A 25,444-nucleotide genomic window follows, 5' to 3' on the forward strand; every position below is an offset into this window, starting at 1 on the left:
GAATTAGATGGATACAGTAGAACCCACCCATCAGCCCAATCACTTAAATCAAGCTGTGACATCAAACCTTAACGAAATCCACCGTATCGTATACGCTGGTTTTATTCCACGTTTTTTTGCTTACATCATTGATTTAATTGTAATTTGGAGTATCAATTCAATCATCACGCGCCCGCTTTTAAGAGTAACCAATCTATCCGAAGCCAAGCTTTGGATTGAGCTGTTAAGCGCCGCGAACATCACTCAATCGATTGTGTTTTTTCTTTATTTTGTATTAATGACTTTCTATTTCCGGGCCACATTAGGAAAAATGACTCTGGGGTTATCGGTAGAATCATTAAAAGGAAAGCACTTAACGAAAGGGCAGATTATTTACAGAGAGTTTGTAGGACGTTATATAAGTATGGCTGTTTTAGGTCTTCCTTATCTTGTAGTCATCTTCACGAAAAAGCATCAAGGGATCCATGACCTGTTTGCCGATACTTCTGTAATCAAAGACAGAATGAAGAAATTAAATCGAGAAATCGAATCTACTTTAGAATAAACATAAAAATCCGCTTCCTTTATTTAAAAGGAAGCGGATTTTTAATAAGATCAGCCAATGCCGCAAGCAAAGGAGCCATTCTTCTGAGCATACTTTTGATGGTATTCTTCCGCCTCATAAAATTCACGGGCCGGTGTAACTTCAGTTACGATTCTACGTTTAAAAATCCCTTTATTTGTCCACTGCTGAATTTTCTCCTCAGCAATGGCTTTTTCAGCTTCATTTTGGTAAAAGATAGCGGAACGATATTGATGACCAACATCGATTCCCTGCTTATTTTTAGTTGTAGGGTCATGGGCTTCAAAAAAGATATTAACCAATCCGCCATACGTAATGACTTCTGGGTCATATTCAATACGAATTGCTTCTGCATGGCCAGTTGTTCCTGTTTTCACTAGTTCGTAGGTTGGACTTTCAACATGGCCGCCCGTATACCCTACACGTGTATGTGTAATTCCTTCGAAACGCTCGAAGAAAGCTTCAACTCCCCAAAAACATCCTGCTCCAAAAATTGCTGTTGCCATTTGTCATCTTCCCTTTCCATTAACGCAACTTCCACCTAAGAGAGTTTGACGGTTCAAGCTACCAAAAAACCCCTTTTCTTATCCAGTATAAGAAAAGGGGTCGTAAATTTCCGTACGATCCTCTCATCTTCTAGAGTGAAATAACACTCTACAGGAATTGGCACCGTTCTCGTCAATCCTTAGATTAATTCGATGGTTGCCGGGCATCAAAGGGCCAGTCCCTCCGCCTCTCTGGATAAGAAGTTTCCGTTATAATTTTAAGTTATTTTATATATTACAATGTTTCAATCTCGAAGTAAAGGCGAATGCTTCATTTTTTTTGAAAAATTTATGAATTTCCATTTCCCGTTGTTATGACCTCTTCAAACGGCTGTACAATGACAAACCCTTCACCTTTAAACTCCATTTGAACAGATTCACCGCTCCCACGGCCAATAAATGTCTTTAGACTTACATCAGTACGAAATTCCGGCTTTAAATGTCCTGACCAGGCTACCGTCGCATTTGGATCTGTAATGACAGGATCCCCTGGTCGTACAAGCAAAGTTAATGGCTCATAGTGAGAAGTAATCGCCACCCTTCCCCGGCCCTCTAACGTCACGTTGAACAGTCCGCCAGACATCATGCCAGCTACTTTTTTCATTAATTTAATATCCCATGATATGCCAGGCTCAAAGGCAAGAAGATCGTTCCCGTTAACAGTAATGGATTCATTATTTAAATCAAAAATAGTAATCTTTTTCCCTTGATCAGCTAAGTATAGACGACCTTTTCCGGCTGCCTTCATCAAAGAACTGCCTTCGCCCGAGAAGGCTTTCTTAAACATTTTTCCCACACCATGTTCGAGTATCCCTTCCCTTTCAAACTTGATGGAACCATTATAGGAAATCATCGATCCTGCTTTGGCCCATACTTGATCAGAAAGGTTTACTTCTAATATACGCTCTGTTTCCAGTTCAAAGAACTCATTTTCAGCTTCATCCTGCTTCGTTTTTCTTATGAATTCATCAATCGAATAATTGCTCACGATCTCTCCCCTTTCCTGTCTCGTCCTTATTGTATACGAGAAAGAGGGGATAAATGATTCATTAAGTTAAACATTTATCCTCCTAGAAAAAGGGCACCATATAAAAGCGAGCCCGCAATGACAAAAGCCGGGTGTACTTTTACTCGCTCAAGTAAAACATAGCTCACTGCAATTAAAATAACTGTTTGCACCATCCCTGCAGATCCATAGGACGTTTCAAAGAATTGATAAGCCATTACCCCGAGCAGAATAGCGATAACTGGACGAATAAAAGAGGTCATGGCTTTCACACGTGGAGACCCTTTAAATTTATTTAGAAGACTTAATAACGCAATCATTAAAATAAGCGATGGAGCGACCGTAGCAAATACTCCAATAAATGCTCCTAAAATGCCGGCTTGTTCATAACCTATAAACCCTGCCATTTTCGTTGCAATCGGTCCGGGCAGTGCATTGGCTACGGCAAGCATTTCACTGAACTCGTTTACCGACATCCACCCAAATCGGCCGACTACTTCATTTTCGACTAAGGGAATAGAAGCCGGGCCGCCACCGTACCCCACAACTCCCGGAATAAAAAACGCTACGAAAATCTGCCAATAAATCATAAAGAAGACTCCTTACTGCTGTAATTCTTCTCATCTTTATTCTTTCTCATAGGTTTGACTAATGCAAATATCAGCAGAGCCAAAATCACAATTCCTGGATGAACCCCAATGACTTCTATTAAAATAAGCGAGATTCCACCGAGCAGAAAAGTAATCCAAATACCTAGGTTATCCTTGGACTTTTTTATGAAATCGAATGTTAACACAGCTAACATTACACCAACTACCGGCACGACCGCTTGAGTCATTCCATTCACCCAGTCTAACTCTCGAAAGTTATTCAAAAAGGATAATAGTATGATTAAGACTGCTATAGTTGGCAGGATCGTAGCTAATATCGCATTCAGCATTCCGGTATAGCCGGAAACCCTGTATCCAATATAGCCAGCCATTTTGGTAGCAATAGGGCCCGGGAGAGAATTACCCAGAGCCAGGATGTCGGCAAAATCATCATCAGACAGCCATTTATATTTTTCTACTACTTCTTTATGAACGAGCGGTATAGAGGACGGACCTCCTCCGTACCCAAAAATCCCTACTCTAAAAAAGGCAAGGAAGAGATTCCACTGTTGCAAGACCATTCACCCCTTTTTATATTTAATAGGCCGAGATAGCACCATCCGTCCGGGATTCAGTCCCCCCGAATAATGATCCAGTTTCCTGGTCTCTCCAAATAACCTGACCTCTTCCGAAAGCTCCTGTTTCCAGCTGAACTTCCACGTTATGGCCTTTTCTTCTCAGGGATTCAGCAATATGAGTTGGAAAATCAGGTTCCACCCATACCGTCTTATCCTTCATCCACTGCCAACGCGGGGCATCCAGAGCAGCTTGAGGATTTAATTGAAAATCGATGGTATTCATAGCCACCTGCAGATGCCCTTGCGGCTGCATGAATCCTCCCATTACCCCAAAAGGTCCTACTGCCTTATTATCCTTTGTCAGGAACCCTGGAATTATTGTATGGTAGGAACGTTTATTTCCTTGCAAGCAATTAACGTGGTCAGGATCCATAGAAAAATTATGTCCACGGTTTTGAAGTGAAATCCCCGTCTCCGGAACAACTAGGCCGGACCCGAAGCCCATATAATTGCTCTGAATAAAAGAAACCATATTTCCTTCACTGTCAGCAGCAGCCAGATACACTGTACCCCCTTTCGGTGGGTCTCCAGCTTCCGGCTGTAACGCCTCTTCTCCGATTAATGCTCTACGCTCAGCAGCATATTCACGGTTTAATAACTGCTCTAATCCAACCTTCATATGCCTTTCATCTGTTATATACTTCTCTCCGTCAGCAAATGCCAATTTCATAGCTTCGATTTGCCAATGATAAATATCTGTGTCGTTTTTAGAATGGACATTAAAACCTTCCATAATATTTAAGGCAGACAAGGCGACCATCCCCTGACCATTCGGGGGGATCTCCCACACATCATATCCTCTGTAATTGACAGATACTGGGTCCACCCACGCGGGCTGAAAGTTTTGTAAATCCCTCTTTCGGATATAGCCGTTATATTTTCTGGAAAAGCGATCTATTTTATCAGCGATATCGCCGTGATAAAAAGCTTCACCTTTTGTTTCTGCGATTTTCCTTAAGGTTTCAGCGTGACCTTGTGACTTCCAGGTTTCTCCGATCTTGGGCGCACTTCCTTCAGGAGCAAACGTTTCAAACCAGTGCGAAAATTCATCGCCGTTTAGAACTTCACGAAATTTATTGACGCCTGCTTCCCAAAACTTTCCTAATACAGGCGTAATAGGGAAACCATTTTCAGCATAATCTATGGCGGGAGCGAGCACTTCTGTTAATGGAAGGTTACCAAAACGTTCTGATAGTTCTGCCCAAGCACCAGGGGCCCCTGGAACGGTTACGGGTATAAATCCGTATTTCGGGATCTCATCATATCCATTTTCTTTTAATGAATCAATTGATATGGAGGAAGGTGAATGACCGCTGCTGTTTAATCCATACAGCTTATCTTTCATCCAGACAATGGCGAAAGCATCGCCTCCAATGCCGTTTGATGTAGGCTCAACTACGGTAAGAGCAGCCGCTGTAGCAATGGCTGCATCAACTGCATTCCCGCCTTTCTTTAACATATCAAGTCCTGCCTGGGAAGCTAACGGCTGGGAAGTAGCGACCATTCCTCTATTAGAAATGGCGGAAGTTCTTTTAGCGGTATAAGGCTGGTACAAATAATCCATTTTTTCCATATGTATAATTCCTTTCTAATTATAGATTTAAAAAATATGCCCCCGCCTTGCCAACAGAGCCCGTCTGAGGAGGGCGAATCTTTTAAACTTCATGACAAGCCACAAAATGTTCTGGCTCAACTTCCCTCCACTCCGGTCTCTCTATCCTGCACCTTTCATGGGCTAACGGACATCTTGTATGAAATGGACATCCCTTGGGATAATCAGCCGGATCAGGCAGCTCGCCTTCCAACCGGACTCTATTCCTTTTGGCCGCAGGATCAGGACGTGGAATAGCTGAAAGAAGGGCCTGAGTATAGGGATGGAGAGGATTGTTATATAGATCTTCAGATGGAGCCAGTTCTGCGGATGCTCCTAAATACATCACTAACACTCGAGTGCTGACATGTCTAACTACGCCAAGATCATGAGAAATAAATAAGTACGTTAACTGATGAGATTTTTGCAGTTTTTTTAGTAATTGAATAATTTGAGCTTGTACTGATACATCAAGGGCTGACACAGCTTCATCACAAATAACCATAGATGGGTTTAAGGTAAGGGCTCTGGCAATACCGATTCTTTGTCTTTGACCGCCGCTGAATTCGTGCGGGTATCGGTCTGCATGTTCTTCCTTAAGCCCCACTTCTACTAACAGTTCCTTAACTCTCTTTTCTCTTTCTTTCTTCTTTATTTTCGTATGAATAATATAAGCTTCTTCCAGCGCTGCCCCCACTCTTTGACGGGGGTTTAAGGAAGCATAGGGATCTTGAAAGATCATCTGCATATCCTTCTTAAACTTTTTAAGCTTCTTATCAGAGAGTCCGCCTATTTCTTCTCCTCGGAACTTAATTGATCCCTCAGTTAAATCTTCTAACCCTAGGATTGTACGGCCAAAGGTCGACTTGCCACACCCAGACTCTCCTACAACTCCTAAAGTTTCCCCTTCATATATATGAAGGGAAACATTCTCCACAGCTTTTACATTTGATTTTGTCCTCTTAATAAATCCGTTCTTTAAAGGAAAGTACTTTTTCATATTATTAATTTCAATGAGCGGTTTTGTCTTTGTCTGCATCTTCTCTCACTCCCTGATTTTCTTCCAGCCAGCACTTTGAATAATGCTCAGAAGTTACATTAAATTGTGGGGGATCCTTTTCAAGGCAAACGTCCATTGCATGAGGACAGCGAGGGTGAAAACGACACCCTGAAATTTTTTCATTTAAGTTTGGCAGTGAGCCAGGAATAGCTTCAAGCGTTGCACTAGCATCATCTACATTTGGAACGGAAGCTAATAAACCTTTAGTGTAAGGATGACGAGGGTCCTTGAAAATTTCCTCAACCGCGCCCGTCTCCACCACTTTACCGGCATACATTACCATTACCCGATCCGCTACTTCTGCTACAACTCCCATATCGTGTGTAACCATAACGACTCCCATGCCTAAGCCCTGTTTTAAATCATCGATTAAATCAAGAATCTGGGCTTGAATAGTAACATCCAAAGCCGTTGTTGGCTCATCTGCAATAAGAAGTGATGGATTACAAGAGAGCGCCATAGCAATCATTACTCTTTGTCTCATTCCCCCACTTAATTCATGAGGGTATTGCCGCAATCGCTTCTCCGGATCTGGAATACCAACCTGCTTTAGTAAATCAACTGCCTTATTTCTAATTTCCTTTTTTCTTAAGCTGGTATGGAGCTTTATTGGCTCCATTAATTGATACCCTACAGTAAAAACTGGATTTAATGCAGTCATAGGCTCTTGAAATATCATGGAAATTTCATTACCTCGCAGTTTTCTCATTTGTTCTTCATTTTTGGAAGTCAGCTCTTCACCTCTATATTGAATACTTCCGCTGGTTATTTCACCGTTCTGTGGCAGTAAACCCATTAAAGATAAAGTGGTAATACTTTTTCCACATCCTGATTCTCCTACAATACATAAGGTTTCTCCCGAATTTACAGAGAAAGAAACATCCCGAACAGCCGAAAGCTTAGTCCCGGCTGTTCGAAAAGAGGTGACGAGATTGTTAACTTCTAAAAGTTGTCTCATGTCATACCTACTCCCTACTAACGTTATAAAGATACCATTGACCTGTTGGATCGAGTTCTAATCCTTTAATAGATTCGTCATATGCAGCTGACACAACACCATGATGCATCGGAATCCAGGCTGCGTCTTCCACGGCAATCATGTTAGCTTCCTGAAGTTTTTCTTCTCTAACACCCTGTTCGACTTCACTTCTGGATTCATCAACTAATTGATCAAATTCTTCATTGTTATATCTAACCCAGTTAGAAGAATCAATATTATCAGAGTGTAAGTTTGGATATAAATGTTCACTGCCGTCAGCCGTGCTGTTAGACCAGCTGGTAAAAGTCATATCGAACTCGCCGGTGGGTGTTGTATCAAGGAAAGTTCCCCATTCCATAGATTCAATAGAAACATTTAATCCTACTTCGGATAATTGAGACTGTACTACTTCGGCCATTCGCGTATATGCTTCTCTGTTTGCTGTTAATAGGGTAATTTCTTCGTCTCCATACCCATTTTCTTTTATGATTTCCTGAGCTTTCTCAGGATCAAAGCTGTACCCTGCATCAGCTGCATCCTCACCGTAACCAAATACTTCAGGTCCTATAATACTTTCGTTCTCTATTCCAAGTCCATTTAACTGACTGACATAGGCTTCACGATCAATGGCATAGGAGACAGCCTGCCTGAATTCAAGCTCATTGTATGGTTCTTTATCAAAATTAAAACCTAGCGAATATACTGGAGTCCCATCCTTTTTATCTACTTCTATCCCATCAATATTTTCCACTCTTGACAAGTGTTCAGTGGGAACAGCGTCAATAAATTGCACTTCTCCTGTTTCAAGCATAGAGACCGCAGTAGAATATTCTGGGACTACTTTCATCGTAACGTTTTCCAGCTCAGCTGGCTCCTGCCAATAATCTTCATTTTTTGACAGGGTAACTTCTTCTCCTTGAGACCAGTTTTCAAATTTAAAAGGACCAGTCCCTACAGGGTCTTCGTTAATATCCTGGTTTTGATCAGCTTCGGGGCTGACAATCGCGGCATTTGTATGAGCTAATGCTGCTAATAATGCTCCATAAGGTTCTTCTGTAGTAATCTCCACCGTATACTCGTCTACAGCTTCAATGGATTCAATAGGGGCTAAAAGTGAGGCGCGGGGAGCTGCGCGATCTTCATCAACAAACTCCTCAAATGTATACTTGACTGCTTCCGCATTAAAAGGAGTTCCATCATGAAAGGTGATGTCCTCTTTTAATTTAATCTCCCAGGTGCGTTCATCCGGGTTCTCGTACGATTCAGCTAATAACGTTTCAATTTCCATAGTTTCCGGATCACGGGTAAATAAAGTTTCATAGATTTGACCAATCATAGCTGCGGAAACAGAATCATTCGTATCGATTGGAGACAAACCAACTACATCAGAAGTAGAAGCATATGTAAGCTCCTGTTCCGCCTCGCCTCCACTACCATCTGATGAAGAATCATTGCTGCATCCAACTACAGCTGCGGCTAAAATCAATAAAGCTGCATATCTTTTTATCTTTGACATATTTAAATTCCTCCTTAATTATCCAAATCCATATTCGGGTCTAGCGCATCTCTCAAGCCGTCACCAACGACATTAAAAGCAAAAACAACCAGCATTATAGCAACTCCAGGAACGATGGTTAAATGAGGGGAGGAATACATGTAATCTTGACCTGCTGCAATCATAGCGCCCCATTCCGGAGTAGGCGGCTGTGCTCCTAATCCTAAAAAGCTTAAAGCAGCAGTTGATAAAATAGCTGTAGCCATCCTCATCGTAGCAAATACAATAATGGGGGCTGTGCAGTTCGGGAGTATATGTTTAAATAGAATTCTAGTATTACTCGCTCCCAGAGACCTCATAGCTAAAATGTATTCCTGCTTTTTAGCAGACAATACACTTCCACGAACGATCCTTGCGCAAGTGGGGATCGACCAAATGCTAATGGCTATTACAACATTAACTAGACTAGTTCCTAACATAGCAATGATTAGCATGGCTAACAGAATCCCCGGGAAAGCAAATAGCAGATCAACAAATCTCATGATAGGTCCATCCAGCTTCTTATAGTAACCTGATAACAGCCCTAACAGGACTCCTCCTATTAATCCTAACGAGACGGAGGCAACACCTACCATTAAGGAAATCCTTGCACCAAATACTAAGCGGGACCATACATCACGTCCGTAATTATCCGTACCTAACCAATGGCCCTCAGCTCCTATTCCAAGTTCACTGTTTGCTAAATTCTGTTCTCCTGGCCCATAGCCGGCAAACCAAGGAGCAAACACAGCTAGAGCGAGCTGAATAAAAATAATGATTAAGCCAAAAACGGCAAGCTTATTTATTAGTAGTCTTTTTGCTATTTTAATATATTCTTTATTTTTCTTCTTCTGCGTTTCAGTTGCCTCATCTTTACTTTGTAAAGCTTCAGAGCCAGACATCATCTCCCTCCTCCTAGTCATAGCTAATTCTTGGGTCTACCAGTGCGTAAATAATATCCACCAATAAATTGACAACTACAAATAATGCGGCAACTAATAGTACTGTTCCTTGAACAACAGGAAAATCACGGGCAGCAATAGCATCAATCATAAGTCTTCCTACTCCATTAATGGCGAAAACCTGCTCTGTGATTATCGTACCGCCAAGTAAAAAGCCAAAATTAAGACCAATGACTGTGATAACAGGAATCATTGCATTTCTAAGACCGTGAATCCAAATTACCGTTGTAGTCTTAGCTCCTTTGGCCCTTGCAGTTCTAATATAATCTGCCCTAATAACTTCTAACATGGCTGACCTGCTCATTCTAGCAATCATAGCTGCTGAAGCTGTACCTAATGTGATTGCAGGTAAAATCAACTGTCTAATTCCCTCAATTGTCCAGAAAGGAGCATTTAATCCGCCAACAGGCAGCCATTGAAGCTCCACAGCAAAAATTAAAATTAACATCGTTCCCAGCCAGAAATTTGGAATGGATACTCCTAACAAAGCAACTGTGGTACTAGAAACGTCAAACCAGGAATTTTGTTTAATAGCTGAAATAATTCCGGCCGGAACTCCAATTAAAACTGCTACAAACATACTGGCAATAGCCAGATTTAAAGTCTGAGGAAACCTCTCGACAATAGCACTAGAGACTTGCTGATTGTTTTGGAAGGAATAACCCAGATCACCTTGAACTACTCCTATTATGTAGTCGAAATATTGAACAAGTACTGGTTTATTTAAACCAAGCTCTTCACTAATTGCTTGAAGGTCTGATTCAGTTGCAGTAGGTCCTCCAATAATAGTTGCTGGATTACCAGGCGCTATATGCATACTCATAAATACTAAAAAAGAAATACCTATCAAGAGTAAGAGTAACTGCAAGAAACGATTCACTATTAATCCAAACATTTCATCCCCTCCTCTCGTATAAGATTCAACTTTTAATACATTTACTTTTCATTAATATAAGACCCCTAAACCTTCAATAGTTAACTAAAAATAAAAAATTAATTAACAAATGTTTTATTGTTCCTGATTATAAGTGAATATTCAAAAAAATTAAACCCTATTTTACAAAAAATATTATTTTTCATATTATTTAAAAAATAATGTCGATTTGAAACCTTAATTTCTTCGTGATAATATTTTTGTCATAAGCGAATTACAAAAATTGAATGACACACAGTAGAAACCTACTATTATAGATAGGTGGTCGTGATATGGAAAAGAGCCAAAATTTAAAAATTGATGAAACAGATAAAAAAATATTAGAGTTGTTAATTGAAGATGGAAGACTATCCTATGCAGAAATAGGTAAAGAACTGGAACTTTCCCGCGTAGCTGTCCGTTCCAGAGTAAATCAGTTAATAGAATGTGGAGTGATTGAAAAGTTCACTGCGGTAGTAAACAGTGAAAAAGTTGGTAAAGAAGTTTCCGCCTTCTTTGAAGTAGATTGCGAGCCTAGAGCTTTGGTAGAAGTTGCAGAAAACCTGGCAAACAACCCTTATGTAGCAAGCTGTTACCAAATGACAGGACCAAGTACGTTACATATGCACGTATTGGTCAGTGACTTTACTGAACTTGAATCTTTTATTAACAAAGAACTTTACGCTCTGCAAGGAATCACCCGAGTAGAAAGCCATATTTTACTGAGACGCTTTAAGAGTAGAAGTGGTTTAAAATTATAAAAAGGCAAGGTCTCAATTTGAGACCTTGCCTTTTTATATGGAACTACCCTTTATTTTACTTTTTTCAATACGTCCTGAATCATCTGACTGTGGCTGCCTATGATTCTTTTTGGAAGTAGATCCTCCGAGAAAAATTGGCATTGATAAGACTCTTCTTTACTTGCTATCAGGTGACCATGATATTCATCTGTATAGTACGCTGCAGTTACAGAGAAAAATTTATCTCCATTTTTAGCAACAGTAAAAAATTCTTGACCTGAATACACATCAATCAGCTGTAAGGTTTTAACTTGCAAATTTGTTTCTTCAAAGACTTCTCGCTTGGCTGTGTCCTCCGTAGATTCACCCAATTCCATAAGTCCCCCAGGCAGACCCCATACACCTTCAGGAAACGTACGCTGCTGGAGCAGTATTTGTTTCTGTTCATTGAAAATGACTACGACGGATCCCACAAGTATTAATGGACGATGCCCTACTAAACTCCTTAAATCTTCTACGTACCCCAAAAAAACGACCTTCCTTCTCCGCTGATGTTACAATGTTTTCTTTAGTGTATAAAAGTTTGTGCCAGGGAAATAGTCTTTGATTTCTCCTACCACTTTATAACCGTTAGCTACATAGAACTTTTTTGTTCTTTGTTCAAAGGTGGTCAGCATGGAGTAATCAGCGCCTCTTTTTCTCGCCATATTCTCTACAGTTCTCAGCAATTCTGTGCCGATTCCCTGCCCCCGATACTGCTCATAAACCCAACAATCATTAATTTCAAGCCAATTCCAGTACAGTTCAGAAGAAATTCCACCCATCCATTTTTGTTCTTCATTAGAGACCATCATATTAATGGGGTGAACTGATTCTTTATTTTTTGCTAAATAGTTCGGATACCCTTCCTTACACTGTTCCAGCTTTTGGTAAATATAATTAGAAAACTCCCCTCGCCCTTCCATATCAATTGTCACATTATAGTTCACTTTTTTTCTGTCACCTCTAGTTAAATGTAATAAAATAAATCATGTCGAATCCATGATGACTTCATAACCACAAAAGATATTTTAGCATAAACAGGAAATCTTTAGAACTTTTATCCAATTCAATTCATAAAAAAGCTTTACCATTTACCTATGAAGTTAGACGACTAGCCTTCTAAAAAAGTTTTAAGATTCATCAAAAAAATGGGTTTTTTCTCAATTTTCAATGAATAATTTTTAATAAGAAATTTATTTTTTCACTCTTTTATTTTCAGGCTGCTTCAACCAATACCGAATCCCTTTTCCAGCATAAGGCTTATCAGCAAATCTGGGAATAACATGCAGGTGAGCATGCGGAATCGATTGTCCTCCTACTTCTCCATTATTCCAACCCACACTATATCCTTCAGGAGAATGAAGGTGCTCTAACCTTTGTTTTACTTTTAAAAGTAAGTCCTGAGTGTCTTCCCACTCTTGCTTCGTCAAAGAAAACACATTCATTTTATGTGCCTTAGATTAATCCGCTTCCTATTAACACTTCCTGCTCTGAAGCTTTTTGAATAAAAAACAGGTTTCATTTTTTTCTATACTCGATTGTTCCTCATCATTGAATAAACCGCATAACATACACTCTTTCATTCTTTACCGCTTCAAATCTTTCTTAAATACAAAGCTAACGCGATCGTAGTTCATTTTTTGTTCGTAAAAACAATGAGCATTTTCACGTTGAAGACCCGATGATAGAGCAGCTTTTTCATAACCTTCTTCCTTCGCCCACTGGTGAACAAATGATAAGAGTTTTTCACCATACCCTAATGACCGTTTGTCTTCTCGGACCACTAAGTCACAAACCCAAACGAATCGACCATAATATAGAGTAATCATAGGTTTAAAACCAGTGACTGCCACAATCTCTTCCCCTTTAAACAACCCAAATAACCGGTACATGTCTTTTTCTTTCGCTTCTTTAACTAAAGCTACATATGCTTCTTCGTCTAGATGATTTCTTAACTGTTTCATAACAGGAAATGCATCCCTTATTTGTCGTTCCTGCTCCAACTCTCGAATTTCCATTATAGCTATTCCCCTTTAATTATGTAAAATCTTTTAAATTAACAAATAAGGCTTGATTAATCTCAAATTAACAATTTTTCATTATTTAACTTGAAACTTTCATCCCTCTTATTATATTGATTTCTATAAATTGTAAGTATCCCTGGCTCTTAATGCGTATCATTTTGAACTACATACCCTATGATCCAGTTGAATGACTGTTCATTCACCATGTGGGCAACTTTCCCGGAAAACATCTACTATTATTTTACAGGAAAGTTCAGTAAATTCAAGATAAGCTTATATCATCCCTATTATAAAGGCTAAAAAGATAGCAAAAGGAACAACAAAAGTAATTGTATTTATCGCTTGTAATATGCTTAATCCTCTACTCACAGCGGTTCGTCTTCTCTGCTGCCCCCTTATAAAATGAAAAGACAGAAATGATAAAAATGGAACAAAAAACCCCACTCCACCTTGCTTATGAGACAATGCTCCCGCGATTTCCAATAATAAAATGCTAAGTAAAACCATGTTCGTAAAAAATATGGCCATAGGGATAAGATACGAACGAATAATCAAGAAGCTCCCTCCTTCTTCTCTAAGTTGTAATTTTCTAATTGAAGTATGTACCATATTCCTCCTGGTTCTATTCACTTTATCACAGGTTTTAGAAGAATGACGATTACGATTCCTTTACAAAATATTAAAACCAACCTATGAGCTAGGTTGGTTTTAATTTTATTGAGGATTAATATATTTTTGATATCTCCGTTCATTTATCCACCACGTGATCACACCGAAGAAGACACCACCAATTACTGCAATAATAATCTTTTCTACAATGATAGAACTCGTAATTCCATCACCGAAAAAAGTGTCCATCATAAGTGAGAATAAAAGAAAAATTGTACCATACGCTACAATTCCATAATAACCAATGTACTTCATCTTTCCCATTTCGCGGGTTTTCTTCCATCGTTCATTTACTAATTTTTGTCTTTCATTCATTCTTACCCCTCCCTTTAAAATTCTCTCATGAACCTACAGAAAAATAAATATAAGGTTGTCAAAAGAGAGTGAACTTCTTTTCATTTTTTTCTATACATTACACCTTCCTTTTGTCTGAAAATAACGTATAATCTGAAATTATATTTACATCAAGGAGGTTACACAATGAGAACATTAGACAGAATTAGCAATTTTGTAGGAAGTACTTTTGCCATATGGGTGTTATTGTTTGCGGTCTTAGCCTTTATCTTCCCATCAGGCTTTACGTGGATCGCTCCTTATATCGTTCCTCTACTTGGAATCATTATGTTTGGAATGGGACTAACCTTAACAAAGGATGATTTCAAAGAAGTTTTCCGTCGTCCGAAAGATGTAGCGGTAGGAGTAGGTGCACAGTTTATTATCATGCCTCTGCTTGCATTTTTGCTCGTCACACTTTTACCCGTTTCTCCCGAAGTAGCAGTAGGTGTTATTTTAGTTGGTTGCTGTCCCGGTGGCACAGCGTCTAATGTGATGACTTACTTATCAAAAGGAGATACAGCTTTATCGGTTGCTATTACTTCGGTTTCCACGTTGTTGGCACCTATCGTTACTCCAGCACTTATGCTGTTATTTGCCAGTCAATGGCTTCCTGTATCAGCAATTGATATGTTTTTTTCTATCGTAAACGTCGTTCTCATCCCTATTATCCTAGGATTAATTGTACGTGCTGTTCTTGGATCTAAAGTAGAAGCAGGGATAAAATCTGTTCCGCTGATCTCTGTAGTTGCAATCGTAGCCATTGTGGCAGCCGTGATCGGCGCAAATCAACAACAAATCATAGAAACGGGACTTATTATCTTCGCAATTATTGTACTGCATAATATTCTTGGCTACTTTACAGGTTATGGATTAGGAAAATTATTCAAAATGGGACCATCTAAACAACAAGCTGTTTCTATAGAAGTTGGGATGCAAAATTCCGGTCTAGGGGCATCTTTAGCATCTGTTCATTTCAGCCCTGTAGCAGCTGTTCCCAGCGCCATTTTCAGTGTTTGGCATAATATTTCCGGGCCTATCATTGCAACGATTTATCGAAAGAAACAAGAGAAACAACAATCATCCACATCTGTTCAAAGAGCTTCATAGTAGAAAGAGGACGAGGCAAAACTGAATACAACATAAAATCATCCGAACGATTTCATTAAATCAGTTCGGATGATTTATGTGAATGAAAAGTTTTTTACTATCGCTCCGTCAAAATACTTCGCTAATGATCTGCTTTTTTGTTATTTAAATTTCCTCATTCGTTTTTGACACCATTTGGTTTTCCCGGCAGCTTTTATTTATGCTTAAAAGGACACTGCCCTCTAATAGGTTCAACATCGTCGCCAATAAAGTATTGTTTCCACTCCCGGTGATTTGGATCGCCATAGTGGCTGATATTCGGATGCTTCGGCAGTTGGTCCCATTTCTCCACACGCTCTCTCACTTTATCACGTGACATGATGCCGCCATCTGAGGTGCCTTCTAGCCCTTCAAAAATACGTCTTGGCTGAAAACCCAAGACCAGGCTGTTCCCTAAGTCTCTTGTCTTTCTCTGTTTATAGGCAGGCGCATTTCCAAAAGCAAAGAACGGTTCTCCTGCAAATGAGAAGGCCCATAGATGATGATCCGGATCCGCCGGGTAATCTTTCGGCCAAGGCACTTGATCATGGTTGTGTAAGTACTGCAAGATTTCCCAGAAATATTTTCTATAATAAGGGATTGATTTTTCCTGCTTTTCTGGTTCTACGAATAAAAAGAAACCATGCCTAATCATCCTCTTTTGATCATCGAATAAACGGAGGAACGATTCTAACGTATCAGGGAGGTGTTCCCAATTATCATGAGTTATATAGGAATACCTTAGTTCTCCACGTTTCTCTCCTGACATTCCGAAGTAACAAGGAAATGTTTTATCAGTTACGACATCTCGGAAAGTTTCGTACTCTCTCGTCACCCAGGAAGGAACTTTATCTATATTTGTCATATCTTTCTTCGTAAACAAAAAACTCAACGGAACATTCACCTCTCTAGCACATAATATTTCTTTTATACCCTTCCACCATCTTAGCAAAACAGAATATAAAAAAGGAGCTTACTTCAATAAGTAAGCTCCTTAATCATTACAAAGGTTTTTCCACTGTATGATGGGGTTCTTCTTTATTTTTTTCTGACTTATCAACCGCTACAGCACAAGCCGCATCTCCTGTGATGTTTACCGCTGTACGCGCCATATCAAGTACACGGTCTATTCCGAGAATCAGGGCAATGCCCTCCACTGGAAGAGAAACCTGAGTTAATACCATCGCCAGCATGATTAATCCGACACCTGGTACCCCAGCTGTACCAATACTTGCAAGAACGGCTGTTAATACAACCATGACTAACTGAGCGAAGGATAAATCACTGCCATACACTTGAGCAATGAACAAAGTAGCTACCCCTTGCATAATCGCCGTTCCATCCATATTTACGGTTGCGCCCAACGGCTGTACGAAACTGCTCACTGGTTTAGATACGCCGAGTCGCTCCTGTGCTGTCTTCATAGAAATAGGGAGCACAGCACTACTGCTTGACGTACTGAAAGCGACAGTCATAGCAGGGAAGAAGTTTTTGAAGAAAAAGATGGGATTCATCTTTCCTATGAAGTAAACAATAGAACCATAGAAAAGAGCACCATGAATAACTAATCCAGCAATGACGAGGACCATGTAGGCAAACATCGCTCTCATACCATCAATTCCCATTTCACCGATGGCAGAAGCAAGTAAGCCAAATGCACCATATGGAGCAAAGCGCATAATCAAGTTAACAAGCCACATCATAATTTCATTACCCTGCTCAATCAAGTTGAATATCCCAGCTGTTTTCTGGCCTAGCATGGCTAAAGCCAATCCTATGAAAATGGAGAACGTAATAATTTGCAGCATATTTTCTTCTGCCATAGACTGCAGCGGGTTCTCCGGAATAATGTTTGTAAATGTATCGACTACACCCGGTGCTTCTTCCTGCTGCTCATAATTAGCACCTGATGGATCTATGTTCGCATTGCCTGGCTCAAATATAAAGGCTAATAGTAAAGCGATCGTAATGGCAACGGTGGTGGATATTAAAAAGAATCCTATTGTTTTCCCACCAATTCTCCCCAGCTTCTTTGGGTCACCTAATGAAGCCGTCCCAAGCGTAATGGAAAAGAACACAATCGGAACAACAAGCATTTTAATTAAATTAAGAAAAATAGTCCCTAATGGATCAAATAAATACGTATCTAATTGAGTAAATAAATCTGGTGAAGTAAGGTTTAAAACTAATCCAATAACGGCACCTAAAATTAAACCTATGAATATTTTAATCGTTAAGTTCATGTAACTTTCGCCTCCTTGCTTTTAGTTGTAAAAGCTCGTTTACTCCTATATATGAGCGATTATAGGAGTTTATGTGTCGGAAAATTCAGCCAACTCATTGTTGGCGGGGTCATTTAGTGTGGAAAGGTCCTTTTCTAAATTATCAGACCAAAGAATAAAAGCAAATACGACAAATAACCTATATTATTGCCGTATTTTGCTATAAAAAAGAGATAACGTGCGTACCTTCCACACATTACCTCTATTTTATCGGAATTTTTACGACAAATGTATGGGGATATCCTTTCATTTGCAGTTTTAACTCCCCTTCATGACGCTCCATTATATCTTTACTTATAGCCTAAACCTAAACCTAAACCAGCCCCACCTTCCTATCTACTCATAGGCGTATCCACCCGATAGAATCGATCAAATACTTTATTTTTTTCTTCGATTGGAATAGATTGAAAAAATGATGTACTCTTCATGCAAATTCTAACCTTTAATTATATTGGATTCGTTTCCTTTAATGATAGGCTATGGCATTGTCGATGAAATAAGAAAAGCGATCAAAAATGACAGAACTCTTAAGTCTCAGGCAGGTTGTGCAATCATAAGATTAACTCCGTTCGGCTTGGTGGCTAGAAATAGGGTGAGCGCATTGAGAAAGGTTTATAAAGAAACGCAGCAAGTGATATGGTAAAATCAAACCATTCTATAGTAGAAAGGATGAACAGTGATGTACGGGATTGAAGAAAAACGCGAGGATTTAATTACTTTTTTGAAAGAAGTACCAAATGATGATGCGCAGCAAAAGCCGGACAAAGACTCCTGGTCCATTCTTGAAATTGCTGAACACCTTTATTTAATGGAACAACTCATCAGCTACCAAATCGGCCAACAGCTTGAAGAAGGATCACCTCAAGAAACAGCTGAGAAGCCAATTCATAAAACAACTAATCGAGACTTTAAAGTTGAAGCACCTGAAGTCGTTCAACCAAAAGGTGAATTCAATTCCGTAGAAGAGTTAAGTGATGCTTTAGCCAAAAGCCGTGAAACGACTTTATTTCTTATCCACAATAAAGAAAAGGAAACATTAGAGAAATACGCTTTCCCTCATCCTTCTTTTGGAGACATGTCACTAAAGCAGTGGGTAGAGTTTATCGGATGGCATGAGCTTCGTCATCTTGATCAAATGAAAGAGGTTTATTCATCAATTAAATAGCTTTTTTTCTTTCCGCCAGCCCATCCCTTTTCAAAATGCCCCTGAAATTTAATTCAGGGTAATAAGATAAAAAATAAGACTGTAGAGAACGTTCTCTACAGTCTAAGACAGCTTGGTTAAGTTGTCTTTTTCTAGTTAATATTTTAGTATTTCTTTTCCCAGCAGGGACAAATCTTTTAAATCATTTTCTACAGTTCTCTTAAGGAAATTGAGGTTTATCTTCTTACTATCATCTACAGCGATATGTCTAAACTCTTCCATGTTTTTTAATTTTAATTTTAATGATTGATTAATGATTCCTTTTTCATATAGAATATCGAATGAATCTCTAAAGCTTTGTGGAACCCCGAGGTGGTATTCAGCAATTATGTGGATGGATAAATCAATAGCTGCTTTGCAGGCTCGGTGAATATTAAGCACAATGGAATCTTGTTTAATCGTGTCTAGAAGCTCATTAGGATTATCATCATACACTGTATATACTTTTTGAATACTTCGTTCCATTGAGTTAACTTTTCTAATGATTACCTCATCCTTCATTCTTATGCCCTTCTTTCATCGATGCTATTAGCGATAAACGACTGTTCCTCATTTAATAGTGCATACATACTATAAGCTTTCATCTGCATGCCCATACGTAATAAATCATTTTCAGAATAAATAACTGTTCCTCTAGAAAAAATTTGAGCTTGAAAAATATGAGATGCATTACGCAGATCTATAAGATTTACTTCAATATCAATTAGTTCAGCCAGTTGTTGAGCAATTAAGAAAAGTTTATAGGAAGATAGCTTTTGATCGCTGCAAAAGGCTAAATCAATATCACTTTCACCTCTTTCAGATCCTTTTTGATAAGAACCGAACATCACAATAAAAGAAGGTTCTAATTTCATAGTTAAAAACGCTCTCATATACGGAATGATATTACTATGCAAGTCATCATCACCCCTTTTTCATAGTGTGCCCTCCAAGCCAACAAAAAGAGCTGACATCAAGCCAGCTCTTTCCGTTACAACCTTACCATTCTATCCTTCAAGTGTATTCTTCATATCATACAGAAAGCTGCAGAGCTAAACCTTCTACTAATCTATCCCTTGCTTATATTAAGCAGTTCCTCATCTGTAGCCTTCCTAAACATCTTTTTTCTAGAATTAGTAAAATTCCTGTACTCATGTCAGATGTGGTAAGCATGGGTAAAAATGGAAAAACAGCCCCCATGGCGCTATTTATCTTTCCCTGTCCAATATGCTCTTTCATCCATATGAACAAAAGGTAGTTCCGTATCAACTTTTCCTGTAATTTGCGTGAAAGTAAAGTCTTCTCCTGATAACCAATGGGAAAAATCAAACTCAACAGGTGTCTGGTCTCCTCCTAGAGCAAACCATGTTTTCATTTCATTAGGTAAATACCCGGATGTATGTATGGTACCTGCCCAATTGTTATACTGCTTTGAGAATACTCCTTGATCCGTATCATTCATCAGACGAAACGCCTCATACGCATTATTTAACCGGTGACGTGCCCCATTAATCGCATCTAGTCTTTTCATAGAATCAACGAGATGATTTCGATTTTCTTTTTTCATAATTTCGAAATGGTTGGTACACACATCAGAAGTACGAACTTCAACTCCACGGGGAGAAGCTTCTACTACAAATGTTTGGCTGCTCCGGTCAAATACAACGTAACTAAACGAATGACGATGAGGAATTTCTTTTAACATTCGAACGGCTTCTTCTACGTTAGCACATGCCTCTAAAACCAGGCGTCCAATCATGCAGCAAATGAATCCATCGCCTGGCTTTTTCCGATGCATAAAATTGTACCCTAAGACGAGACCATGTTCATTCATCCCATCCATTCGACCTGTGATTCGCTGTGATGGTCCTGCAATTGAATAGCCGCCGTCTGTCGGCTGGAAGAATACATACCTGCCTTCATAGGTTTTTGGCATGTAGTCATAGTTTCGAATAAAATACCCGTCACCTGTCATAATCGAACAGCCTGAACGTTTATAATCGATACGATAACCGCCATACTCCATCATCACTCGTTCCATGGGCCATTCCAATGCATCCCGTAAGCCCAGCAGTTCCTCCCATAACCAGGGAGCAAACCGAGTGAGTGCTTCTTTGACTTCGTCTTCTTGTACAATGAATCGAGGTCTGCGCACCTTCCATTGGTGCTCTCGATTTTTAACCGTTAAGGAGTTTTTCAACAATTGACCTTGCTTGTAACCAAAATTATAATGCGTGCCTCTAAACTGTAAAATATCACTATGTATATGCTTCATGTTATACCCTCTTTTACGACTAGTATTCTTCATAGTTTAATCGACAATCCCGAGTGGATAAAGTGATTAAACTTAATAAAGGTCGGAACATAAGTAAAGCAGGGCAGTCAAAAACGAAAGATTGTATAAACGCAGATCCTTAGCGTAGTCAAAATGCGAAGACTCCTGTGGGAACAGCGTGAGCCGATTTTGACGGAGCGATGGCGTGGAGTCTCATTAACATAAATAATCCGAACTGATTTCACCAGAATCGTTCGGATTATTTATATTTTATTTAATTATGTCACAGTCTCTTCTATTATTGATTAATTAAACTCAAAAATTCTTTCGTTCTTTGCTCTTTTGGTTGTGAAAACAATTCTTCCGGTTTACCGCGCTCCACAATTTTTCCATTATCCATAAAAATGACTTCATCGGCCACGTCTTTGGCAAATTTCATTTCATGAGTGACCACCACCATGGTTCTTCCTTCTTCAGCCAGCTGCTTCATGACCAGCAGCACTTCTCCAACTAATTCAGGATCAAGGGCAGATGTAGGTTCATCAAACAACATTACTTTAGGATCTATAGCCATAGCCCGTGCGATTCCAACTCTTTGCTGCTGTCCGCCTGACAACTGATAAGGATACACATCTAACTTCTCCGAGAGACCCACTTTCTCTAAAAGCTCGACAGCTCTTTTTCTCGCCTTTGCTTTGTTAACTCCTTGAACAGTGACAGGCCCCTCCATCACATTTTCTAGTGCAGTAAAGTGAGGAAACAAATTGTATGTCTGAAAGACCATTCCCGACTGTTTTCTGAAGGAGAGGATCTCTTTTTTATTCACTTTCTTTGAGAAATCCACAGTTTGTTGGTCAATTGTTATTAATCCTTGTTCAGGCTGTTCGAGAATATTTAAGCAGCGGAGCAGTGTCGTTTTACCAGAGCCGGAAGGTCCAATCACTACAACCACTTTCCCTTGTTTCACCTCTAAGTTGATGTCTTTTAAAACGACTAAATCACCAAATTGTTTACTTACTTTATTCATAGTAATCATACTGCAATACTCCTTACGTTTTCACATAACGATTCAATCGAATCTCAATCCGTTCTTGTATTAATGATAACACTAAGCAAATCATCCAATAAATAGCTGCAGCTTCTACATAGACAAGTAAAGGGGTGTAAGTAGTAGCTACAATCTCTTGAGCCTTTCTAAACATTTCACTAACCAATATTGTAGAAGCTAAAGAAGTTTCTTTTACCAAACCAATAAATGAATTCGATAGGGGCGGAATAGACACTCTAGTTGCTTGAGGCAGAATGACTCTTTTTAAAGATTGAAAGTACGACATTCCAATGGATGACGAAGCTTCCCACTGCCCTTTTTCAATTGACAAAATAGAAGCTCGAATAATTTCTGAAGCATAAGCACCGGTATTTAAGGAGAAAGCGATGACCGCACCGGTAAACGGTTCAAATTTCAGTGCTTCTATTCCCAGATTTCCTAATCCAAAGAACACAATAAACAGTTGAACGAGCAGAGGGGTGCCCCTAATAATAGAAACATACACTCGAGCTATACCTGATAGTATCTTTATCCCGGAAATACGAAATACCGCTGTTACTACAGCAATCACGATTCCAATAAAGAATGAAATTAACGTCAGTGGAATGGTATAGGACAAGACTCCTTTCAAAAGAGGAAGAAAGGAGTCTTGTAAAATTTCTATATTCTGTGCACTAAAGAAGCTATTCAACAGATACATCTTCATCAAACCATTCTTTAGAAATCTCTTCTAGTGTACCGTCTTCTTTCATCTCTTCTAGAGCTCCGTTCACCGCTTCAACAAGCTCCGGGTTGTCTTGGCGGAACATCATGGCGGTTTCAGATGCATTGTCTTCTTGATCGACAATTTCTACTTGGGCATTATCTCCTGTTTGTTTTAGATAATCCAATACAGATAACCGATCATTAACGGTCGAATCTACACGATCATTTCTAAGCAGTTCGATCGCAGGGTTAAATCCTTCTACACTTTCAATTTCAGCTCCATATTCTTCTGCAATTTCTGCGTAATTACTTGTCAGTGATTGAGCTGATAAAGCACCTTCTAAGTCGTCGAAGCTTTGAATATTCTCATTATCTTTTTTTGCAACAAGCACAGCTGCAGTGTAAGTATAAGGTTCAGAGAAGCTATACTTTTCTTCGCGATCAGGTTTAATACCTACCTGGTTCGCAATCATATCAAACCGTTCACTATTTAATCCTGCAAACATTGAATCCCATTTTGTTTCTTCGAATTTAATTTCCAGTCCCAAACGTTCACCAATTTCTTTAGCCACTTCTACATCATAGCCTGTTAATTCATCATTTTCATCATGAAACGTATATGGCGCATACGTTCCCTCAGTGCCAACCGTAAGGACACCTTCTTCCTGGATTTGTTCATACAGATTCTGCTCACCATCGGAAGCATCTCCGCTTTCAGATTCATCAGATCCGCACGCTGAAAGAGTAAGTATAAATAAAGACAAAACAAACAATAAAGCTATTTTTTTCATGTGAAATCCCCTTCCTTATTTAAACCCAACCGTTTTCATCGGGATAGTAGTCTTGTAGATCATACAAGGTCTTCCCTTCGACGTCAATACTTTTGCAAATAATAGAGAGCTGTTCTTTTATTCATAATAAACAGTCTGGACCAAAAAAACATAAAATAACCCGAGCAATTTTATAGAAAACAATTCGGATTATTTATGTTTAGGCAAATGCCTTCGTTTTCATAAGACACGGTCTCAGAAAGCAAAGGAAGCTTTCCTGCGTGCGAATCGCCCTTTAATAAAGTTTTCCCTGCTTAAACAGTACGGTTGACAGCTTCATGACCGAATGAATGTAACAGTTTTGGCGTAGAGGAAAAGGATCACCAAAGAATTGAGGAAGAATGGTATCCATCGTACTTTGCATTTTATTATATAGCAGCTCATAAATTTCTTCTTCTTTATAAAACTGGGTATCTCTCCCTTGAATCCATTCTAAATAAGAAACGATTACGCCTCCAGCGTTTGCGAGAATATCAGGAACAATTAATACTCCCTTATCACTAAGGTACTCATCCGCCTCTTCTGTAATCGGGGCATTTGCTCCTTCTACTATAATCTCTGCTTTAATATTTTCCATGTTATCTTTATGAATTTGGTTTTCCAAAGCAGCCATAAGTAAGACGTCTACGTCGATTTCTAATAGATTGTCCCGTTCTTTAACTACAGCTTTTATTTCGTTTTCTGATAGAGCTTCTTCCGTTTGGGGCAGATCCCCTTCGTGCTCTTCTGCGTATCTTATTAACGCTGGTATATCTAGTCCGTCTGAATTATACAGCATCACATTTGCATCACTAACAGCTACTATAATGTTCTGCAGTTCATTGCATTTAAAAGCTTCTCTAGCCGCTACAGCTCCTAAATTACCAAAACCTTGAACAGCCATCGTTAACTTTTTGTCCACCTTACGTAACGCCGCCTCCGCAAAACGATGCTCCTGTTCACTCAGCCATCTCTCGTTATCCTTGACGAAATTGTGCATTAAGTATTTAAAGGTGAAATATACACCTTTACCAGTTGCTTCTTTCCGTCCTAAAGATCCCCCATTAATAATACTCTTGCCGGTGAAACTTCCCCGGTAAGGCTCACCAGGATGAATGTTTTTGTACTCAGCCATCATCCAGTCCATTTCCCGCTCTCCCGTTCCTGCATCAGGAGCAGGAATGTCTTTATCCGGTCCAAGAATATCATTAAAGTATTGCACATATTTTTTGCAGATCAAGTTTAATTCCTTCACGCTGTACTCCCTTGGATTAATAATAACACCGCCTTTACCTCCGCCAAAAGGAAGCTCGTGAAGTGCATTTTTTAATGTCATCAGACGTGCTAAATTCGATACTTCACCCTCGTTGACTGATTCATGAAATCGGATTCCGCCCTTATACGGCCCTAATGTATCATTATGCTGGACGCGAAAAGATGGGATCCTAACAATCGTCCCATTCTCCAGCGCCACCCTTAAAAAGGATTTATGTATATGGTTTGGTGTTGATAAAATAGCAACTAGAGACTTGAACGCCTGATCTCTCGTTTGAGCTTTCAGGTCCGGCAAAAAGCTTTCGTCTTCCAAAAGTGCTGTTAAGGATTGTTCGATTACGTTATTATTTTCACTCATTACATACCCTCCATCTGTCTTGTGTCTAAATGACTATATAGTATTTACGTACCCTCCTTTAAAGGTTTGAAACTTAGTCATCTATATCTGATTATGATGGTATATAGTATGAAAAAAATCGAATAATCATATACTTTTTCTAGTCTTATGACCTGTTTTTTGGTAGGCTATTAGTGGAAAGTAAACCGAAAGC

Annotated in this window: 29 protein-coding genes and 1 riboswitch; of the genes, 4 read left to right on the forward strand and 25 right to left on the reverse strand. The window is 39.3% G+C overall.

The window, feature by feature from the left end; translation table 11 throughout:
- Positions 1-7: 7 nt before the first annotated feature.
- On the forward strand, positions 8-544 hold the full coding sequence (locus ACGTNH_RS16220; protein WP_394587979.1) for an RDD family protein: 537 nt from the start codon (positions 8-10) through the stop codon (positions 542-544).
- Positions 545-594: 50 nt separating this feature from the next.
- On the opposite strand, the gene msrA is transcribed toward ACGTNH_RS16220, so the two are convergent.
- The 10 genes from msrA to ACGTNH_RS16270 form a co-directional block, all read right to left on the reverse strand.
- On the reverse strand, positions 595-1,068 hold the full coding sequence (gene msrA / locus ACGTNH_RS16225) for a peptide-methionine (S)-S-oxide reductase MsrA (RefSeq protein WP_394587980.1): 474 nt from the start codon (positions 1,066-1,068) through the stop codon (positions 595-597).
- Positions 1,069-1,188: 120 nt separating this feature from the next.
- A riboswitch (SAM riboswitch) is annotated at positions 1,189-1,310 on the reverse strand.
- An 86-nt stretch (positions 1,311-1,396) separates the two neighbouring features.
- A complete protein-coding gene (locus ACGTNH_RS16230) occupies positions 1,397-2,095 on the reverse strand; it encodes an AIM24 family protein (RefSeq protein ID WP_394587981.1) in 699 nt (232 codons plus the stop codon).
- 74 nt (positions 2,096-2,169) lie between these two features.
- Positions 2,170-2,703 (reverse strand): chromate transporter, encoded by a 534-nt coding sequence (locus tag ACGTNH_RS16235; protein ID WP_394587982.1) that lies wholly within the window; start codon positions 2,701-2,703, stop codon positions 2,170-2,172.
- Positions 2,700-3,278 carry a chromate transporter gene (locus ACGTNH_RS16240; RefSeq protein ID WP_394587983.1) on the reverse strand — a complete coding sequence of 193 codons (579 nt, stop codon included), beginning with the start codon at positions 3,276-3,278 and terminating at the stop codon, positions 2,700-2,702. Before ACGTNH_RS16240 ends, ACGTNH_RS16235 begins: the two co-directional genes overlap by 4 nt.
- 22 nt (positions 3,279-3,300) lie before the next feature.
- Complete coding sequence (locus tag ACGTNH_RS16245; protein WP_394588510.1) at positions 3,301-4,905, reverse strand: gamma-glutamyltransferase family protein; 1,605 nt, start codon at positions 4,903-4,905, stop codon at positions 3,301-3,303.
- 91 nt (positions 4,906-4,996) lie between these two features.
- The gene (locus ACGTNH_RS16250; protein ID WP_394587984.1) at positions 4,997-5,971 is read right to left on the reverse strand and encodes an ABC transporter ATP-binding protein; all 975 of its coding nucleotides are present in this window, start codon (positions 5,969-5,971) and stop codon (positions 4,997-4,999) included.
- Positions 5,943-6,950, reverse strand: coding sequence for an ABC transporter ATP-binding protein (locus ACGTNH_RS16255; RefSeq protein WP_394587985.1), 1,008 nt, complete (start codon positions 6,948-6,950; stop codon positions 5,943-5,945). The genes ACGTNH_RS16250 and ACGTNH_RS16255 overlap by 29 nt, the downstream gene beginning before the upstream one ends.
- Before the next feature lie 7 nt (positions 6,951-6,957).
- Positions 6,958-8,487, reverse strand: coding sequence for a glutathione ABC transporter substrate-binding protein (locus ACGTNH_RS16260; RefSeq protein ID WP_394587986.1), 1,530 nt, complete (start codon positions 8,485-8,487; stop codon positions 6,958-6,960).
- Between the two features lie 14 nt (positions 8,488-8,501).
- Positions 8,502-9,407 (reverse strand): ABC transporter permease, encoded by a 906-nt coding sequence (locus ACGTNH_RS16265; protein ID WP_394588511.1) that lies wholly within the window; start codon positions 9,405-9,407, stop codon positions 8,502-8,504.
- Between the two features lie 13 nt (positions 9,408-9,420).
- Positions 9,421-10,362, reverse strand: coding sequence for an ABC transporter permease (locus ACGTNH_RS16270; protein ID WP_394587987.1), 942 nt, complete (start codon positions 10,360-10,362; stop codon positions 9,421-9,423).
- 311 nt (positions 10,363-10,673) lie between these two features.
- Between ACGTNH_RS16270 and ACGTNH_RS16275 the strand changes: the two genes are divergently transcribed.
- Positions 10,674-11,141, forward strand: a complete 468-nt coding sequence (locus ACGTNH_RS16275) for an Lrp/AsnC family transcriptional regulator (RefSeq protein ID WP_394587988.1) — start codon at positions 10,674-10,676, stop codon at positions 11,139-11,141.
- Positions 11,142-11,191: 50 nt separating this feature from the next.
- Here the strand turns inward: ACGTNH_RS16275 and ACGTNH_RS16280 are convergent, their stop codons facing one another.
- The 6 genes from ACGTNH_RS16280 to ACGTNH_RS16305 all read right to left on the reverse strand — a co-directional run bounded on the left by ACGTNH_RS16280 (position 11,192) and on the right by ACGTNH_RS16305 (position 14,170).
- Entirely contained in the window at positions 11,192-11,647 is a 456-nt protein-coding gene (locus tag ACGTNH_RS16280) for an NUDIX hydrolase (RefSeq protein ID WP_394587989.1), read from the reverse strand.
- A 27-nt stretch (positions 11,648-11,674) separates the two neighbouring features.
- Complete coding sequence (locus tag ACGTNH_RS16285; protein ID WP_394587990.1) at positions 11,675-12,109, reverse strand: GNAT family N-acetyltransferase; 435 nt, start codon at positions 12,107-12,109, stop codon at positions 11,675-11,677.
- 246 nt (positions 12,110-12,355) lie between these two features.
- Complete coding sequence (locus ACGTNH_RS16290; protein ID WP_394587991.1) at positions 12,356-12,607, reverse strand: HIT family protein; 252 nt, start codon at positions 12,605-12,607, stop codon at positions 12,356-12,358.
- A 141-nt stretch (positions 12,608-12,748) separates the two neighbouring features.
- Positions 12,749-13,180, reverse strand: a complete 432-nt coding sequence (locus tag ACGTNH_RS16295; RefSeq protein ID WP_394587992.1) for a GNAT family N-acetyltransferase — start codon at positions 13,178-13,180, stop codon at positions 12,749-12,751.
- A gap of 279 nt (positions 13,181-13,459) precedes the next feature.
- A complete protein-coding gene (locus tag ACGTNH_RS16300; protein WP_394587993.1) occupies positions 13,460-13,741 on the reverse strand; it encodes a hypothetical protein in 282 nt (93 codons plus the stop codon).
- Between the two features lie 159 nt (positions 13,742-13,900).
- On the reverse strand, positions 13,901-14,170 hold the full coding sequence (locus ACGTNH_RS16305; RefSeq protein WP_394587994.1) for a hypothetical protein: 270 nt from the start codon (positions 14,168-14,170) through the stop codon (positions 13,901-13,903).
- A 165-nt stretch (positions 14,171-14,335) separates the two neighbouring features.
- Between ACGTNH_RS16305 and ACGTNH_RS16310 the strand changes: the two genes are divergently transcribed.
- A complete protein-coding gene (locus ACGTNH_RS16310) occupies positions 14,336-15,298 on the forward strand; it encodes a bile acid:sodium symporter family protein (RefSeq protein ID WP_394587995.1) in 963 nt (320 codons plus the stop codon).
- A gap of 193 nt (positions 15,299-15,491) precedes the next feature.
- Here ACGTNH_RS16310 and ACGTNH_RS16315 read toward each other — a convergent pair whose 3' ends face one another.
- Positions 15,492-16,181 (reverse strand): YqcI/YcgG family protein, encoded by a 690-nt coding sequence (locus ACGTNH_RS16315; RefSeq protein WP_394588513.1) that lies wholly within the window; start codon positions 16,179-16,181, stop codon positions 15,492-15,494.
- A gap of 136 nt (positions 16,182-16,317) precedes the next feature.
- Positions 16,318-17,559: a dicarboxylate/amino acid:cation symporter gene (locus ACGTNH_RS16320; protein ID WP_394587996.1), complete on the reverse strand. Its 1,242-nt coding sequence runs from the start codon at positions 17,557-17,559 to the stop codon at positions 16,318-16,320.
- Between the two features lie 718 nt (positions 17,560-18,277).
- Here ACGTNH_RS16320 and ACGTNH_RS16325 point away from each other — a divergent pair.
- Positions 18,278-18,763 carry a DinB family protein gene (locus ACGTNH_RS16325; protein ID WP_394587997.1) on the forward strand — a complete coding sequence of 162 codons (486 nt, stop codon included), beginning with the start codon at positions 18,278-18,280 and terminating at the stop codon, positions 18,761-18,763.
- 135 nt (positions 18,764-18,898) lie between these two features.
- On the opposite strand, the gene hepT is transcribed toward ACGTNH_RS16325, so the two are convergent.
- From hepT to ACGTNH_RS16360, 7 genes are all read right to left on the reverse strand, one after another.
- Complete coding sequence (gene hepT / locus ACGTNH_RS16330; RefSeq protein ID WP_394587998.1) at positions 18,899-19,303, reverse strand: type VII toxin-antitoxin system HepT family RNase toxin; 405 nt, start codon at positions 19,301-19,303, stop codon at positions 18,899-18,901.
- A gap of 2 nt (positions 19,304-19,305) precedes the next feature.
- A complete protein-coding gene (gene mntA / locus ACGTNH_RS16335; protein ID WP_394587999.1) occupies positions 19,306-19,698 on the reverse strand; it encodes a type VII toxin-antitoxin system MntA family adenylyltransferase antitoxin in 393 nt (130 codons plus the stop codon).
- Positions 19,699-19,985: 287 nt separating this feature from the next.
- Positions 19,986-21,056 (reverse strand): C45 family autoproteolytic acyltransferase/hydrolase, encoded by a 1,071-nt coding sequence (locus tag ACGTNH_RS16340; protein ID WP_394588001.1) that lies wholly within the window; start codon positions 21,054-21,056, stop codon positions 19,986-19,988.
- Positions 21,057-21,354: 298 nt separating this feature from the next.
- Positions 21,355-22,092 (reverse strand): amino acid ABC transporter ATP-binding protein, encoded by a 738-nt coding sequence (locus tag ACGTNH_RS16345; protein ID WP_394588002.1) that lies wholly within the window; start codon positions 22,090-22,092, stop codon positions 21,355-21,357.
- A gap of 13 nt (positions 22,093-22,105) precedes the next feature.
- Positions 22,106-22,810: an amino acid ABC transporter permease gene (locus tag ACGTNH_RS16350; RefSeq protein WP_394588003.1), complete on the reverse strand. Its 705-nt coding sequence runs from the start codon at positions 22,808-22,810 to the stop codon at positions 22,106-22,108.
- A complete protein-coding gene (locus ACGTNH_RS16355; RefSeq protein WP_394588004.1) occupies positions 22,788-23,600 on the reverse strand; it encodes an amino acid ABC transporter substrate-binding protein in 813 nt (270 codons plus the stop codon). The genes ACGTNH_RS16350 and ACGTNH_RS16355 overlap by 23 nt, the downstream gene beginning before the upstream one ends.
- 274 nt (positions 23,601-23,874) lie before the next feature.
- Positions 23,875-25,251, reverse strand: a complete 1,377-nt coding sequence (locus tag ACGTNH_RS16360) for a Glu/Leu/Phe/Val family dehydrogenase (protein WP_394588005.1) — start codon at positions 25,249-25,251, stop codon at positions 23,875-23,877.
- Positions 25,252-25,444: the final 193 nt, after the last annotated feature.

Source organism: Halobacillus sp. B23F22_1, assembly GCF_043497005.1.
In the GTDB taxonomy this organism is placed as follows: Bacteria; Bacillota; Bacilli; order Bacillales; family Halobacillaceae; genus Halobacillus_A.